Origin of the sequence: Mucilaginibacter conchicola (assembly GCF_003432115.1) — a bacterium.
Classification (GTDB): Bacteria; Bacteroidota; Bacteroidia; order Sphingobacteriales; family Sphingobacteriaceae; genus Mucilaginibacter; species Mucilaginibacter conchicola.
This window is the reverse complement of the sequence record NZ_QWDC01000003.1, coordinates 815,360-830,771: the sequence shown is the minus strand read 5'-3', so window position 1 is coordinate 830,771 and position 15,412 is coordinate 815,360. Positions and strand designations below refer to the sequence as shown.

The window sequence follows — 15,412 nt, the reverse complement described above, 5'->3', positions numbered from 1 at the left end:
GGAAAACCAAGCTGCTGCGGACCGCTAGCTTACCCAAACCGTGCAACTGCAAATTCGTTTACCGGTTTAAACAAGGTTTTTTTATATTTAGCTATGGATCTTTTCGTGATCATTGCATTGCTGGTTATTCTCAGCGCCTTTTACGCTTATCTGAACGTACGTTTCCTGAAATTGCCAGGCAGCATCGGCATCGTTACGATCGCCATCACCGGCTCCGCGCTGACCTTATTGGTGAATAAGATCGATCCTGCTGCGGCAAAACACCTGAATCTGCTCGCAAAAGACATCAACTTTCCTTCCGCTGTGCTGAATATCCTGCTGGGATTCTTATTGTTTGCAGGCTCTTTCCGTGCCAATACCGGGCGGCTCAGGCGTGAACGCCGTCCCGTGTTTATCCTCAGTACTTTAAGTGTTCTCCTGTCAACGGCCATTTTCGGTTGTATTTTTCATTTCGGAGGCGCACTGTTCCATATACGGGTCCCACTGATCTACTGCCTGCTCTTCGGCGCGCTGATCTCGCCGACTGACCCAGTTTCCGTCGGAAACATCATCAAACACTCGAAACTGCCCTCTCACCTTTCCACCATCATTTCCGGGGAGTCCCTGTTCAACGACGGCGTGGGACTGGTAGTGTTCATTACCCTACTCGAAGCCATACGTTCGGGCAGGGACGAGGTGGACCTTTGGAAGACCGCGGTATTTTTTTTCCGGGAAGCTTTCGGGGGTATTTTGCTGGGTGTGATCACCGGGATGGCCGGCCACCGGCTGATGAAAACGGTGCCTGACTTTCAGACGATCGTCCTTATCTCGCTGTCGGTGGTCATGGGCATATCCGTGGCTGGAAGTTACCTGGAGGTCTCCATTCCTCTTGCCGCCGTATCGGCCGGATTATTTGCCGGCAGCGAAACGATCAACGGGGACGAAAATGAACGTTCGCACGAGGCGCTGGTCAAATTCTGGGGACTGGTTGATGAGCTTTTAAATACGGTGCTTTTTGTAATGATCGGCCTGCAGATGATCAATCTGCCTTACCTGACGAGCTATCCGCTGACCGGGATCTTGTCGGTGCTTTTCATCCTAATCGCCCGCTGGCTGAGCGTCTTTTTGCCGTTGATCTTTTTGAGAAGGGCGCTGGAGGTCAATTACAGCAACATGCTTGTCCTGACCTGGGCAGGCGTGCGCGGAGGCATTTCGGTCGCCCTTGCCCTTTCCGTACCGGCAGGACCCTACCGGCATATCATCCTGAGCGCAAGTTATATGGTCGTTATCTTTTCAGTCGTCGTGCAGGGTTTGACGCTGAACCGGGTCATCCGGCATGCGATGAAAAAACAATACTGAGCGTTCCGGCAGACAATTTACGCTTTGCGCAAACCAAACCGCCGGAATAAGGCTTTGTAAGCATGGGGGAAATTGAAAATATCGACGGCCTGAAAGCTGCCATCGTTGAGCTGAAAGCCCGGAGCAGCAGGGCCGAAACCGCACTGGCGGCCCGCTTCAGCGATGCCGGGGCGCTCCGGCGGACGCTCTGGACGTTGACGCCATGGGGAAAAAAGAAGAACCGGAAGCAACCCGACGCCCATCAGCAGATAAGCCCGGACGACCAGGCGGAATCATCCACAACCAATATGAAACCTATGGCATTAAAAGATTACTTTACGAAAAAAGCACTGAAGAATGGTTTTACGATAATGAAAGCGGCGTTCAGCGGTTTCAGCGACGACCTGGCCCTGAAGTACAGTGCCTCGCTGGCTTATTATACCATTTTTTCACTGGCACCCCTGCTGTTACTGGCCATTTCCATAGCGGGGCTGGTCCTGGGCAAGGATGCTACCCAGGGAAAGATATTCCACGAGATCAACGGGCTTGTCGGTAACGATGCTGCCAAACAGATCCAGGATATGCTGAAAAACCTGCAGACCAGCGGAAAGTCGACGGTCTCCGTGGTCATTGGCGCAGTGACCCTGATACTTGGTGCGACCACTGTCTTCGGCGAAATCCAGGAATCGATCAATATCATCTGGCAGGTCAAACCAAAGCCGAAAGTAGGCTGGATCAAATTGCTGAAGAACCGTTTGTTGTCCGGGTCCATAATTGTTGCCATCGGGTTCTTGCTTCTTGTTTCCCTGGTGATCAATGGCGCACTGCTGGCTGCGAGCGATTATCTCAAAGATTTTTTACCGGCGGTCACCGTCAATTTCTTCAATATGCTCAACGCGCTGATCAGCTTCGCCGTTATCGCTGTTCTGTTCGGCGTGATCTTTAAAGTACTGCCGGACGCAAAGGTCAGGTGGAAGGACGTACGGTCCGGGGCGCTGTTCACCGCTGTATTGTTTATGATCGGGAGGGTCGTGATCGGGATCTATATTGAAAAAAGCGGTACGAGCTCTACCTACGGCGCGGCGGGCTCACTGATCGTCATATTGCTTTGGGTCTATTATACCGCAGCAATACTTTACTTCGGGGCTGAATTTACGCGTGCGTATGCAGATTTCTATGGCGTCCGGATAGCGCCTTCGGAGTTCGCCGTCCATGTAGAGCAAAAGGAGGCAGAACAGAATGTTGCCGTAGTGCCGCCCAAACACCAGATCGGTAAAAGCAGATAAGAGAGCGCGGTAAGGATACATCGCCGCTTCAAAAATTTATACGCAGCGCTTTCCGGACCGGCCTGGTATGAGGTCTCAGTTTTTACCCGAGAGGGTTCTTAGCGGGGGAAGTGTTTCAACAGGCAGAAGGCTTTTCTTTTGCATTACCTCCGTAACCGTTTTCAGAAGATCGTCGATACCAAAGGGTTTGGCCAGGAAAGCGTCGCTGCCAAATTCCTTTATAAAGTCGAGCCCGGGCCTGCTGTATGCCGAAAAGATGATCACCGGAATATCCGATGTCCGGGGGTGCGCCTTGATCGCTTTGCAGAGTTCCCCGCCGTTGCCGTCCGAAAGGGCGTAATCGAGCATGATCACATCAGGTTTGCAACTTTGTATGGTCTCCAGGAAATCCACGCAGGTCTGCGTGCTTTGAACTTCGTAATGGTCGTAGGCCAGTACTTCTTCGACGATCTGGATCACATCCGGGTTATCGTCCAGCAATAAGATTTTTTTCATGATTCGCTTTCAGCATGGTTTAAAACTTGTTAAGCTGAAAGCGATGAAGCCGCGCTGAAAAACGATGCTAATGCTCATCTTCGCAGACCGACCGGGATCAGACTTTAAACCGTTTGGGAGTAAATGTCGGACGATTCAGAGAGATATACAATTTATTTATAATATAATTTTTAATTTACAGTTAAAGTTAATATCCATTGTACGTTTTTTTCTTCCGCAGAAACTCAGGAAACGGTCAACAACTCCACAGAATGGGCGATGACACTCGTTTGGTATCTTTTAACGCCTCCGTCGTCTGTCCGGCACCGTGTACGGATCTTTCCTTCCAGGTAAACGACCGTGCCTTCCTGCAGTTCCGTGCCGGGAGGGAGCATAGATGGGGAAACTTCGATCTGGTGGTGTTCTTCATGTACGAAAGGCCTGTCATCCTTCAAGCGGTTTTCGGATGTCATCAATACAAAGCATAGGTGGTCTGTGTCCCGGCGGTCGGGATCCTTATGCGGTCCCCGGACGATCTTACCTAATAGCAGGATCTTGTTGATTGAGTTTTTTACCATTTGCGATTAACTATATATACGGGCGAAGCTACTAAAAAAAGGGTGGGGAACGGTCTGTCACCCGCCCGGCGCCTGATGGATGATCCGCTGTATCTGCTGTGGCGGGATCTGCTCCGCGCGGAAAAGGTATCTTTGCTTTCCCATAACTTCGCCGGGTTCCGGAATCTCCCACGGATACGAAGCAGATTTCAGGCAGCCCGGCGTCCGTAAAAACCGGTCCCGATACGGGATGACTGATGAGCGGCACGCCAGGCCATCTTTTAACCATGCATCTTCATACTCCTTATAAGAATAAAACTATCCGAATGTTTGCACGGAAACATCCCGGTTAAAGCTAAAGTATTGTTACTACGCTTTCAGCGGTGTTTTAAACCGGAACAGGAAGCAGCATTTGCGGGCCGGAACCTTCCGTATTTCCGGATTGGGTGAATGCATGCAGGTACTGGTAATGCATTAACATACAGCTATTTGAGAAGTTATGCCCGGGACTGGTTATCCAGAGTTCCCCGGTCGGGTCCGGCTTGTCCCTGCGGTGCCAAAAAATGCTGGCCCACTTCAAACATAATGCTATTACGGTAGTTTTAAAATAAATATTTAACTATAAATTTATGAATATCGGCATCATCGCCCACCTGAAACATCCTATCCGCAAACCTTATATGGGCGGGCTTGAAGCCTTTACACATGATATTTGCAAGCGCCTGAAAGCGCGTGGTCACCAGATCACGCTTTATGCGAGCGAGCTTTCCGACCCGGAGCTCAATGTCAAAGTGATCCTGAGCGATACGGACTATGATCGGGAGACGTTCAGCCGTTTCCGCTCGCATGAGTTGAGCGAGGACTTTATTTCGACGCACCACGCCTACTTGGAACTGATGCAGGATATCGACGGGCAGGGACATGATATCATTTTTAATAACAGCCTGAACTATGTACCCGTAACGATGGCCTCGCTCATCCGAACGCCGATGGTGACCGTCCTGCATACCCCGCCGATCTTCGAGCTGAAGCGCGCCATGGCGCACGAACAGAAACTCGGGCAGATCCGCTATGTAAGCGTTTCGAGGTCAAATGCGGAGGCCTGGAAACCTTTTGTAAAAGATTGCCAGGTGATCAATAACGGCGTGGATACCGCGGGCTGGCAATTCAATGCCGATCCTTCAGGCGGTTATGTGATCTGGTTCGGGCGGATCCATCCCGACAAAGGCACGCACCTGGCCATCGGGGCGGCCAAAAAAGCGGGCCGGAAGATCAAGATTGCCGGGACCATTGCCGACCGCAACTACTTTGATGTTTATGTCGCGCCGCTGCTGGATGATCAGGTGGAGCTGGTGGGCGCCTGCGATCATGCACAGCTGAACGAACTGATCGGCAACGCCGACGTAAGCGTGATCACTCCCTGCTGGGATGAACCCTTCGGGCTGGTCGTTGCCGAAAGCCTGGCCTGCGGAACGCCGGTAGCCGGCATCGCCCGCGGCGCGCTTCCTTATATCCTTTGCGAGCAAACGGGTTGCCTGACCACCAGCAACCGGACGGATGAACTGGCCGAATGTATCCGTAACGCAGCGCTCCTTGACAGGGCCGCCTGCAGAAAGCGCGCGGAGACGACGCTGGACGCCGGGCACATGACCGATGCTTATGAGAACCTTTTCGAGGAGGTCGTTCACGCCAGGAACTTAGCGCATGCGGGCTAATATCGCTTTTTACGTTCACCACCATGGTTCAGGCCATGTGATGCGTGCGCTGGCTTTGAGCCGGGCGCTGAATGGCTGCGACGTAACCTTTCTGGGCAGCGGCCTTGAGCCTTATTCAGCACTGATCCCTTCGGAGATCCGTTGCATCCGTCTGCCGGCGGATACCCCGGCGGCTCATGACCATTATCATACGGATCCCCGCGGGCCTGATTGCCTGCACTACGCGCCGCTGAATATCGGCGGATTAAGGCAGAGGAATGCGATACTGACTGCCTTTTTTGAAAAGACCTTTCCGCTGCTGCTGATCGTCGATGTTTCTGTAGAAACTGCATTACTGGCCCGGCTGTGCGGCGTACCCACGATCGTGGTCAGACAGCATGGCAGGCGTGATGATCCGGCCCACAGGGCTGCTTATCAGAGCGCCTCTGCCCTGCTCGCGCCATATCCGGGGGCGATGGAGCGGCCCGAACCGGACTGGCTGCGCAATAAGACGATCTATACGGGCGGCTTCAGCCGTTACGCCATTGGGGACCGGGGGGGCTTTGAGGAAGATGATAAAACGGTAGTGATCATGACCGGAACGGGGGGCACCAGTATAGACCATGCTTTTGCGTTTCATATCGCGGGCGCCTGCCCCGGCTGGACCTTCAGGATCCTGGGGCTGGAAAGCCCGGACAGAACAGAGCTGCCGGGAAACCTCAGGTTTTTGGGTAAAGTTCCCGAACCCCTGCCGATCCTGCGCCGGGCACGTGTAGTGATCGGTAATACCGGCCATAACACGGTGATGGAAATGGCTTCGCTGGGCAAACGATTTATTACTGTTCCCGAAGCGCGACCATTTGATGAGCAGCAGGAAAAAGCCGGTTTGCTTGCCGAATCAGGCCTGGCGCTTGTAGTTAACCCCGGCGCGCTTTATTCTACCGACTGGGCCAGACTCTTGCAAATAGCCTCCGGGGGCGCGGCGGATTGGCCAGGGGTGATCGATCCCGGCGCCCTGGAGCATGCTGCCGGGGGCATCCTGTCGGTTTACCAAGAGTTGTTCGGCGGGGCTGTTTGATCACTTTGTTATAACTTCAGCGCGGCCACGATCTCCGCCTCGGCGGGCAGCCTGAGGATACTCAGATCCTCATCATCCCAGCGGATAAAACCCGCTGCCGCAAATTTCTGCAGCCAGCCCTCCATCGGCCAGCTTCCCCATTTTGCTTTGAAAACTTTTGCGTTCTTTACAATGTCAGCCAAGTGGTTCAGCGGCGGATCGTAACTGGCGTGGTGCTGGTGATAAGCAAGGGCTGCTGTCCACTGCACGGGAACGCCCTGCCTTCGGGCGGAAAATGCAAAGTCGGTATCTTCTCCCCCATAGCCGCAGAACGCCGGATCAAATCCGCCGATGCGTGAAAAGGTTGCTTTGCTGCAGCCGAAATTCAGCGACCAGAAAAGTTCGTAACGTATGGCCGAACGGTGATCCCTGACCGGATCGGGACGGCTGAGTTCTTCCAGGCGGTCAAAAAGTTCCGGGTTGCGGGCAGCGCCGTTTTGCAGGTAACGGACCGCGCCTGTCCAGAGCGTCTGCGGGCCCTCCAGGGCGGCGGCGTACCTTCCGGTCAGGTCCGGCGCGGGTATACAGTCGGCATCAAGAAAAACGAGTTTATCTCCGTTCGCTTTCGCGGCCGCCAGGTTCCTGGCTTCGGCCAGGGGCAGATGACCTTCCGCCATGATCTGGTGTGTCCTGAGCGGATATCCCTGTGGTGGGTATTCCCTGACAGCTTCGTTCATGTGTACGATGATCACCTCGCCGGGGAGCACCTGTGAGCGCCTTAGTCCGGCCAAGAGGTTATCCAGTGCTTCTTTTCTTTGGTGTACGATGGTAAGTACACTGATCGCTTTATTTATCATACTCTGCTCATGTAAGGAAATAAGGGCGGGTATGTTTGAGCCGCAGCGAAATTTTCCCGGGGACGGAAAGCCGGGCATTTTTGAAGGGCCCTGCGGAAGCCGGATTGCAACGACGTGTTGCTAAAAAAAATGAACGTTCGCCCCCTCGCGGGACAAACGTTCACATTGCACATAATTTCCGTTACCGTTTTGCGGCAACGGAACATACTAATTTTGATACTTACAATTTTAAAGATTTTTGCCGATAAAACGCAATTGATCACTGCGGGCCGGGCGTGGTGTTTTTCTTCGCACTGCGCAGCGTGGTCTCACGGGCGGTCTATAAAAACATCCGGACGTAGCGGCCGACGGCTGTTTTGAAGGACTGGTAATAGTGATCCAGGACGGCCCTCTCCAGCGCGGTGTTACGCCCCTTCCTGGCTCTTTCCTGTTCTTTAAGCTGGGAGAAAATCATCCACAACATCAGGGTAAAAATGGCGAGAAAAACGATGGTATCTGCTGACAGACGCGATAGCGATCCGGCAGGTATATGTAATGCGGAAAACATGTAAGATTCAACGTACCGCCGCCCGGAATGTTTGCACACGAACCCGTTTAATACGCAGGCCGTAAGAAAAACCCGGTGCGTTAAATTAGCCGTAGAATCCTTACAACCTGGTGGCGTTAAGCGGCGGGAAATGATCGCGGCTTGCTATATTGCCGCTGTCTATGAATAATCTGTTTTCAAAAATACTTTGCCTGATCGGCGCGCATCACTGGCGGTATGAAAGCCAGGGCGAGCGGAGTTGCCTGGAATGTTCCTGCACGGAGGTCAACACCAGACCGGGTACGGGTAAATGGATCCGGATCAGACGATAGCGCGGTTGCGGCGCCGCAGGCTTTATATCCATTTTTTATTCATTGAGAATAGCTCCCCGGCGGAAACGCCCCGGAACTTTCGCCTTTAGCAGCTGTAGTACATGCACTTCCGCTCATAGTAAACAAAAAGGCTTCCGCGCTGAACGGAAGCCTTTCTGTATGACAATCGGGTAATCAGGGATCCATCTGTGAAATGGCGGCCTTGATTAATTTTCGGCGATCACGTGGTATTTCAGGGTAGCCAAAGTCGAGCCCGACACGTAAATGGTGTAGATCTTACCTGCCTGTATCGTGGTATTCATATCCAGCTTTACATCTGCGGAACCAGCCAGGTATAAAAAGAAATGGCTGCTAGCTTCTACTTCTTTGTAAACAGAGGCTGCTTTGTAGGCCACATTGGTAAACAGTTTAGTCGTTGCGCCCAGGCCAAAGTCTACGCTGTTACTGACAGCGGCAGCCAGGTGTACGAAGCGTACTTTTGCTTTACCGGAAGAAGGTGCGCTCATATCGTCCTCGGTCACCAGGGAGCTTTTGGCGGATGCATTTCCCGCGTAATAAACGCTGTAATGTTTGCCGTTCTCCAGTTTGACGCTGAAGGCCGTATTGACGTCTGCGGAACCCGCATTGCGGAACTGCGCCTGGCGGTCGCCGGTATTGGTTTGCAGGTAATCCGAGCTGCTGCCGTAAGCGACCGCAGACGTGCTGAGCTTGTTGCCGTCGAGATACAGTTCCTGGGAAGCTGAACCTTCCACGGCGTTGGTGATCCGTACCTGTGCTTGCCCGGAAGTACTGTTAGGATCATTGTTCTTATCACAGGATGAGAAAAGGACCGCAGCGGATGCCGTGAAGGCAAAAGACAAAAATTTAATGTTACGAAGTGTTGATGTTAATTTCATAGAGGTATGATTTTTTTCCGGGGCTTATTCAAATGCGGTGCCGTTGCGTTTTAACCCGCTTTTCAGCCGAAAAAAAGCAAATCATTGTATGATTGCCTGTACAACACTGTCTGTGTTTTTAAGCAGGTTCCCCCGGATGATCCATTTCTTTCCGCCCGGGATTCACTGTCCACGGCTTTTTGCCGTAAAGGACTATTCCGCTGATACGGGGGCGCAATGGTGCAGCGGTGCATGCCGGGCGGGCATTGAGGCGCTTTGCTCAGGCTTCCCACAGCGCCTGCGGGATGCCTGCGATGCCGGTATCCGTTTATGCGGCCTTCAATTTCCAAAGGCCGCTGCGTGTGCGCGGGCGGCGTTTTGCTGACGGGGGGCGGGCCGGCTGCTGCATCTTTTCCGCTGCGGCGGACCGGGCTGGTGAAAGGGCCGTTGTTTTTCGTTGAAGCGCCGGGAACATTGGCATACAGATTGAGTTCCGGTATGCATGGAACAGCAAAGGGCAACACAAAATAAAACGATACTGGTCGTAGATGACGACGAGGATATCCGTTCGGTCATTTCTTACATCCTGCAGGATGAGGGTTACCAGGTCGCTGAACTTGGAAATGGCAGCCATGTGATCGAAACCGTTCTGTCGGTGCACCCGGATATGATCCTGCTGGACGTGATGCTCGGCGATGCCGACGGCAGAGATATCTGCAAGCATCTTAAGGGGCTTTCTGAAACAATGAATATCCCGGTGGTGATCGTTTCTGCCACGCATGGCTGGCATACGATGCACGAAAAGAACTGCCGTGCGGACAATTACCTGAACAAGCCCTTTGATATCGCTGACCTGGTCGGTCAGGTGAAAAGATACGCCGCTTAAACCGGGCCAGTGCTTTTGCGCGATCCGGCCTGCTGTCGCGAACGGTTTTAATGCCCGGCTTCCGTTTATAGCACGGTTATTGCACTTCCCGCGCACCTCCGTCCTGAATGGCCGGAAACAGGGAATTAAACATGGAAACAAAACATATACTGCTCGTCGAAGACAACGGAGATATAACGGAACTGCTGAGAACGCTTTTTGAAAATAACGGATACCGGTTCACGGCGCTTGCCGAAGCGGATGATATCGTTTCAACGGTGCGTGAACTCCGGCCTGACCTGATCATTACGGATTATATCCTGGAAGGGATCAACGGGGGCGAATATTGCAGCGCCCTTAAGCGCGGAACGGATACCGCGCATCTGCCGGTCATTATCCTTTCAGGCTATGGAAAGCTGCTGGGTTCGCTGGGTGATTACGGGGCGGACCGGATCATTGAAAAGCCCTTTGACAACGATGAGCTTATCTCGGCGGTGTCTTCGCTGCTGGCCGTTAGCCGTTAATCGTCCGGCCTGACCGCGGCGCCGGACACACTGATATTAAACACCTTTTTGCTAAAAGAATGCACCCCTGCTAAATAAACTACTATGCTGAAAGAATTACCTGTAACCGTTAAACGCTCGATCGAACTGATGGGACTGGCACTTGCCGGTACGCTGTTCGTCATCGGGCAGAACCTGATCATGCCGCTGCTCATGGCGTTTTTTATCAGCCTGATGCTGCTTCCTGCGCTTCGCTTTTTCCGCAGGCTGAAAGTGCCGGAAGTGCTGGCGATCTTTCTGCCGATCCTGATGCTGTTCATTTTCCTGGGCCTGGTGGTCTTGTTCTTTTCTGCGCAGATCGGATCACTGGTCGCTGACCTTCCGCAGATCAAAGAGAATGTATCGCGACATCTCGGTGCGCTCAGCCGCTGGATCTCGGACCGTTTCAATTATTCAGCCGCCGAGCAGCTCAGGTTCCTGGACGAACAAAGCAATAAACTGCTCAATTCTGCAGGCGCTGTACTGAGCGTAATGGCCGGATCGGTGGGTAATATCCTTTTGTTCTTCGGCCTGATACCGATTTATATTTATCTTATCCTGCTCTACAAGAACCTGCTGATGCGCTTCGTGTTCATGTGGTTTGATCAGGCGCAGCATCATAAGGTCAAAGAAGGTATGCGGGCAAGCGAGAGCATCATCAAGAGTTACCTCATCGGCCTGCTGATCCAGATCAGCTATATCACGGTACTGCTCGGCGGGATCCTGTTTCTTTTCGGCATCAAACATGCCCTGCTGATCGGCGTAATCTTCGCCTTCCTGAACCTGATCCCCTATCTGGGTGCGCTCATCGGCAATATACTGGGTGTACTGATCACGCTGGCATCCTCGCAGGAAATCTCGCCTATCTTCATTGTACTGGGCGCTATCGCTGTGGTACAGTTCCTGGACAATAATATCCTGATGCCAAGGATCGTGGGGTCGAAAGTAAAGATCAACGCGCTGGCAGCCATTGTCGGGGTGATCCTGGCGGGCACAATGGGCGGTATTTCAGCGATGTTCCTTGCCCTGCCGATCATTGCCGTGCTGAAGATCATCTTTGACCGCTCGGAACAGTTCAGGCAATGGGGCGTATTGTTGGGGGATGAACGCCCGCAGCACAGTCCGATGAAGTTCCCTGCCTTCCGCAAAAAGAAAAAGGTGGCAGAGGAACCAACAACGGTTAAATGAGGTAGTTTTCTTATGGAGCGGACCTTTTTTATTTTGAATCGTCATTACTGGCACGCTATTCGCAATGTTTAGAATGATGAAAAACTTTAATGCCAATGCTTCCGTAATTTATACTGATGACGCGGGAAGGCTGATCGACACCTTCGTCATCTTCGATACGGATGAAGTGACCGGCCTAACGCATATCAACCACGAAAACCGCCGGGTGCCGGCTGATAGGCTGGCTTTGCACAGCAAAACGGTCTGCATGTGGCATTTGCCGCTCCAGGACGCCTTCAGCTTTGAATTACTCAGCAAATTAAAGGCAAAGTACCTGGAGATCGATTCGAATAAGAAAACCCTGCCTCTTGCGCCCCTGAAAAGGTCCCGTGAACTGCAGATCGCTAAAGCATCCTGATCATGAAAATTGTTTACCTTAACCCGGAACCCGCTAAAGCGGATGTAAAAAAAGACACTTGTGTAGTAAAAACGATATTTTTGCGCCGCAGGCCCATGCTGTCGGTTATCAAGTCCCTTATTGTGCAACATGCAGGCATTATCGCCTGATCTATATAAATTCTACCTATGAAACGAGAGCCCGGACGATTGCCCGGGCTTTTTATTTGGTTATGCATTTCTTCCTCTGCCGCAGCGGGAGGCCCCGGCAGGTCAATTCTTGTGATCTTTGTGAACGGAGATCTTCAGGTTCTCCGGCGCGCATGGCCTGGTCCTCAGCTGGCGGACACGCTCTTCCCCGCTCAGGCCGCTGTTGATCCAGGTCTTGACGTCGCTTCGTTCGAGAATGGCAGGCATACGGTCATGGATCGTGCTGATAGCGGCGTTCGGCGGTACGGTGATCATGACAAAGGTCGGTAGCAGCATGGAGCTTTTGATATCCATCCAGATATCCCAGAGACAAGCAATATAGAAGGGCTGCCCGTCGCGCCTTTCGATCTTATAAGTGATCTGTCTCTCACGGTTGTACTCAAAAAAAGCTTGTATGCGTACCACGCAGTGCTTACGGCCGACCAGGCTGCTCCAGGTGGAAACCAGGTGCAGGGATTCGACGCGCGCATGCTTGTTCTTACTATGGATCTTATCATCATCGATGGACAGCAGGCCCCAGCGGAACTGCTGGACCTTCTCCGGGTTGGCATCGGTAACGACCGGCATCATAGAACCGGGATTGCCGGCTGAATTGCTTTTGGCGCTGTAGCTGCCGCCGTCGCGCTTGATGATCTGAATATCTTTTTGTTCGCCTATTTCTACGTGTCCGCACATATACTAAAAATATTAGAATACAAAACTAATAATTTTAGTAAATAAGAAAAAATATTAATTAAAAATATACTTATGATTGACACGCTTCTAGCAACCGGACTGTAATGGGATCTGCGGTTTTCAAGGAGCAATAACAAGTTTGTTGTTCGTTACAACCGAATACTGATCTTATTGCCCGGGCGTAAGCCGCTTACGCCACTGCCCGTATAACGGATTACATAAGAGCGTGCTGTCAGCCTGTAGCTATCCGCCAGGTCGGTCACTGTTTTTACGCTGTTGTGTGCGGGTACGGTAATATAGGCGGATGCCGGCGGGGGCATTATCCTTCTGGCCATAGCGCCCTGAAAGGCTGCTTCATTTCCGTTTGCGTCTGTTACTTCAAAATATTTGCCCGTGCGCGGTTCAAATGGGGTCTCCCACTTGCAAAAACGAAGCGCTTTATTGGTAGGATTGGTGACGGTAAAGGAAACCAATGTATTTTTTCCATTTGGTGACGCCGCTCCCGGCACGAGGCGGACACGCAATTGCTGCGCTTCCCGGATGTATGCGTATGCATCATCCGGAACAACCTGTTTTTTACTGTGGCAGCCGGCAGACAGGATAACGGCCGTGCATAAGGCTAATGAAAGTTTTCGTAGCATATCGTATCTCTTTTGATAAGACGCGGTCCTGGGCTGATGGTTTGACCAAAAAGCTCGGGCTTGCCCGCACTTGCCGGCAATGCGCTGTACATCAGCAGAAAAAATTTCGGCAAGGGCTTTGCCCGGCTGCAGGCTGTTTTCTCATATGGCCAGCGGCAGGCTGATAAAGAAGGTTGTGCCGTCCCCTTCCCTGCTCTCGCACCAGATCCGCCCGTGATTGGCGCGGATGAAATCCCAGGAAAGCATCAGGCCGAGCCCTGTACCCTTCTCGCCTTTCGTGCCATAGGTGCTGCTGAGTTGCCCCTCTGAGAAAAGTTCGGCCTGTTTCTCCGCGGGGATACCCTTACCCTCATCATGAACGGCGATCAGACCGGTATGGTCTTTCTTTTCTGTGCGGATCTGTATCTTTCCGCCGGGATAAGAGAACTTAATAGCGTTGCTGATCAGGTTGCGGACAACAAAATCGAGCTGATCGGTGTCTGCCAGCACGGCAAGCGGATTTTCTGCCGTTGCGCTGATCTCAATGTTCTTGGCGGCGGCCTGTGCCCTGAGCAGGTCAAGCGAGCGCTGGATAGCGCTCATCGCGTTAACGAAGGCGACCTGGGGCCGGGCGCCTTTTAACTGGGCGGTCGACCAGTTGAGCAGGGTATTGAGCGTCTCGTTAAAAGAGCGGCTTTGTTCCCTGAGCAGGCCGGTCACTTCTTTTTCTTCGGACGCATCCAGCAGGCCGGTCCCCAGCATGTCCAGGGCCTGCATGATATTTCCCGCGGGGCCGCGCAGGTCATGCCCGATAATGGAGAAAAGGGTATCCTTGATCCGGTTCGATTTGAGCAGGGCTTTGTTCAGTCGCCTGAGCCTGCGGTAATACATACCGAAGGTCAGGGTGAGCAAGGCAAGTGACACGCTGATAAAAATGAACAAAAGCAGTTCCCGTTTACGCCTTTCTTCGGCAAGCAGCCGGGCCTGATCTTTGCGTTTATTGTTTTCGAATAATTTGTTCAGCAGCTGCTGATGGGCTTCCAGGGCGGAAAGTGCTTCCTGGTAATTTCTGCGTTGCTTATAAACCGCGCTGCTCGCCTTCATGATGTCCGCCAGCAGGTCGGCACGGTCAAGCTGCCTGGCGATGCGCAGGGCGCTGTCAAGATAAGTGAGACTTTCGCTGCTGTCCTGCTCTTTCAGCAGCACGGCGATGCGGATCAGCGAGCGGGCTTCATGTTCTGCCAGCAGGTGCCGGCGGGCATGCTTCAGCGCACGCTTATGGTACGCGATCGCTTTGGCGGTATCGTGTTGCCCGGCGAACCGCTCGGCTGAATCGCTGAGCCTGCGGTGCAGTCCGGCGCGGGCGGTGTCCGCAGGCGCACCGTCATTGCCTCTGCAGGCAGAGGCAAGCATGAACAAAAGCACACATATCATCAGGCGGATTCTCATTGTCATATTTACGGATATTCCGGCCCTTTGTTTTCATCAGACAACGGTTTGTTATTTTACCGGCGGCCGCTGGCTTCAGGGTTCAAAGCGGTAATGCCAGTCCGTTTCTTTCCTAACGAGCGTCACCGGTTTGCCTGGATCCTGCGCGGGATCGAGATAAAAGGTATGCCAGTGGCTGACCTCGGAGATCATGTGCCGGACGGTGATCGTGAGATTCAGCTCCGGTTTGCCTGCTTTGCCGAGGTTGCTTCGGATCACGATACAGCATTTGCGTACGAACTCATCGATATGCATTTTCTTTTCTGCGGGCGGGTAGAATACGGCTTTATAGTAGGCGGGCTCGAAGCGGCGCAAATCGACCGACAGGCCGCGCTGCGGGTCAAATTCGAAAAGATATTCCAGGTTACGCCGCGTGATCTGGTGAAGCAGCCTGGGATTGTTCCACACCCAGTCCATCAGTGCCTGCTTTAACAATGCGTATGTTCTGACCGTCGAATACTGGCTCATGATGGT

The 15,412-nt window shown here is 52.7% G+C and carries 17 protein-coding genes; 9 read left to right on the top strand and 8 right to left on the bottom strand.

Going from position 1 to position 15,412, the window contains the following annotated elements:
• Positions 1 to 93 precede the first annotated feature (93 nt).
• Positions 94 to 1,338, top strand: a complete 1,245-nt coding sequence (locus D0C36_RS20490) for a cation:proton antiporter (RefSeq protein ID WP_117393553.1) — start codon at positions 94 to 96, stop codon at positions 1,336 to 1,338.
• A gap of 62 nt (positions 1,339 to 1,400) precedes the next feature.
• Positions 1,401 to 2,603, top strand: coding sequence for a YihY/virulence factor BrkB family protein (locus D0C36_RS20485; RefSeq protein WP_317126785.1), 1,203 nt, complete (start codon positions 1,401 to 1,403; stop codon positions 2,601 to 2,603).
• Positions 2,604 to 2,678: 75 nt separating this feature from the next.
• Here the strand turns inward: D0C36_RS20485 and D0C36_RS20480 are convergent, their stop codons facing one another.
• Complete coding sequence (locus D0C36_RS20480; RefSeq protein WP_117393552.1) at positions 2,679 to 3,098, bottom strand: response regulator; 420 nt, start codon at positions 3,096 to 3,098, stop codon at positions 2,679 to 2,681.
• Between the two features lie 224 nt (positions 3,099 to 3,322).
• Positions 3,323 to 3,655, bottom strand: a complete 333-nt coding sequence (locus tag D0C36_RS25015; protein ID WP_117393551.1) for a single-stranded DNA-binding protein — start codon at positions 3,653 to 3,655, stop codon at positions 3,323 to 3,325.
• A 608-nt stretch (positions 3,656 to 4,263) separates the two neighbouring features.
• Here D0C36_RS25015 and D0C36_RS20470 point away from each other — a divergent pair.
• Positions 4,264 to 5,349, top strand: a complete 1,086-nt coding sequence (locus tag D0C36_RS20470; RefSeq protein ID WP_117393550.1) for a glycosyltransferase family 4 protein — start codon at positions 4,264 to 4,266, stop codon at positions 5,347 to 5,349.
• Positions 5,339 to 6,406, top strand: a complete 1,068-nt coding sequence (locus tag D0C36_RS20465; protein ID WP_117393549.1) for a glycosyltransferase — start codon at positions 5,339 to 5,341, stop codon at positions 6,404 to 6,406. Before D0C36_RS20470 ends, D0C36_RS20465 begins: the two co-directional genes overlap by 11 nt.
• A gap of 8 nt (positions 6,407 to 6,414) precedes the next feature.
• Here D0C36_RS20465 and D0C36_RS20460 read toward each other — a convergent pair whose 3' ends face one another.
• Complete coding sequence (locus D0C36_RS20460; protein WP_199502068.1) at positions 6,415 to 7,242, bottom strand: glycosyltransferase family 2 protein; 828 nt, start codon at positions 7,240 to 7,242, stop codon at positions 6,415 to 6,417.
• A 1,064-nt stretch (positions 7,243 to 8,306) separates the two neighbouring features.
• Positions 8,307 to 8,996 (bottom strand): DUF4397 domain-containing protein, encoded by a 690-nt coding sequence (locus D0C36_RS20455; RefSeq protein ID WP_117393548.1) that lies wholly within the window; start codon positions 8,994 to 8,996, stop codon positions 8,307 to 8,309.
• Between the two features lie 481 nt (positions 8,997 to 9,477).
• Here D0C36_RS20455 and D0C36_RS20445 point away from each other — a divergent pair, with 481 nt between their 5' ends.
• The 5 genes from D0C36_RS20445 to D0C36_RS24600 all read left to right on the top strand — a co-directional run bounded on the left by D0C36_RS20445 (position 9,478) and on the right by D0C36_RS24600 (position 12,116).
• Positions 9,478 to 9,861 carry a response regulator transcription factor gene (locus D0C36_RS20445; protein ID WP_117393546.1) on the top strand — a complete coding sequence of 128 codons (384 nt, stop codon included), beginning with the start codon at positions 9,478 to 9,480 and terminating at the stop codon, positions 9,859 to 9,861.
• A 131-nt stretch (positions 9,862 to 9,992) separates the two neighbouring features.
• Positions 9,993 to 10,364 (top strand): response regulator, encoded by a 372-nt coding sequence (locus D0C36_RS20440; protein WP_158557164.1) that lies wholly within the window; start codon positions 9,993 to 9,995, stop codon positions 10,362 to 10,364.
• An 84-nt stretch (positions 10,365 to 10,448) separates the two neighbouring features.
• Positions 10,449 to 11,570 carry an AI-2E family transporter gene (locus D0C36_RS20435; protein WP_317126784.1) on the top strand — a complete coding sequence of 374 codons (1,122 nt, stop codon included), beginning with the start codon at positions 10,449 to 10,451 and terminating at the stop codon, positions 11,568 to 11,570.
• Positions 11,571 to 11,646: 76 nt separating this feature from the next.
• Positions 11,647 to 11,967, top strand: coding sequence for a hypothetical protein (locus D0C36_RS20430; RefSeq protein ID WP_117393544.1), 321 nt, complete (start codon positions 11,647 to 11,649; stop codon positions 11,965 to 11,967).
• 2 nt (positions 11,968 to 11,969) lie between these two features.
• Positions 11,970 to 12,116 (top strand): hypothetical protein, encoded by a 147-nt coding sequence (locus D0C36_RS24600; RefSeq protein WP_158557163.1) that lies wholly within the window; start codon positions 11,970 to 11,972, stop codon positions 12,114 to 12,116.
• A 102-nt stretch (positions 12,117 to 12,218) separates the two neighbouring features.
• On the opposite strand, the gene D0C36_RS20425 is transcribed toward D0C36_RS24600, so the two are convergent.
• The 4 genes from D0C36_RS20425 to D0C36_RS24420 form a co-directional block, all read right to left on the bottom strand.
• Positions 12,219 to 12,830, bottom strand: coding sequence for an SOS response-associated peptidase family protein (locus tag D0C36_RS20425; RefSeq protein WP_117393543.1), 612 nt, complete (start codon positions 12,828 to 12,830; stop codon positions 12,219 to 12,221).
• Positions 12,831 to 12,979: 149 nt separating this feature from the next.
• Positions 12,980 to 13,471: a hypothetical protein gene (locus D0C36_RS20420; RefSeq protein ID WP_117393542.1), complete on the bottom strand. Its 492-nt coding sequence runs from the start codon at positions 13,469 to 13,471 to the stop codon at positions 12,980 to 12,982.
• A gap of 141 nt (positions 13,472 to 13,612) precedes the next feature.
• Positions 13,613 to 14,899 (bottom strand): sensor histidine kinase, encoded by a 1,287-nt coding sequence (locus D0C36_RS20415; protein WP_158557162.1) that lies wholly within the window; start codon positions 14,897 to 14,899, stop codon positions 13,613 to 13,615.
• 75 nt (positions 14,900 to 14,974) lie between these two features.
• Entirely contained in the window at positions 14,975 to 15,406 is a 432-nt protein-coding gene (locus D0C36_RS24420; RefSeq protein ID WP_147322068.1) for a hypothetical protein, read from the bottom strand.
• Between the last annotated feature and the right edge of the window lie 6 nt (positions 15,407 to 15,412).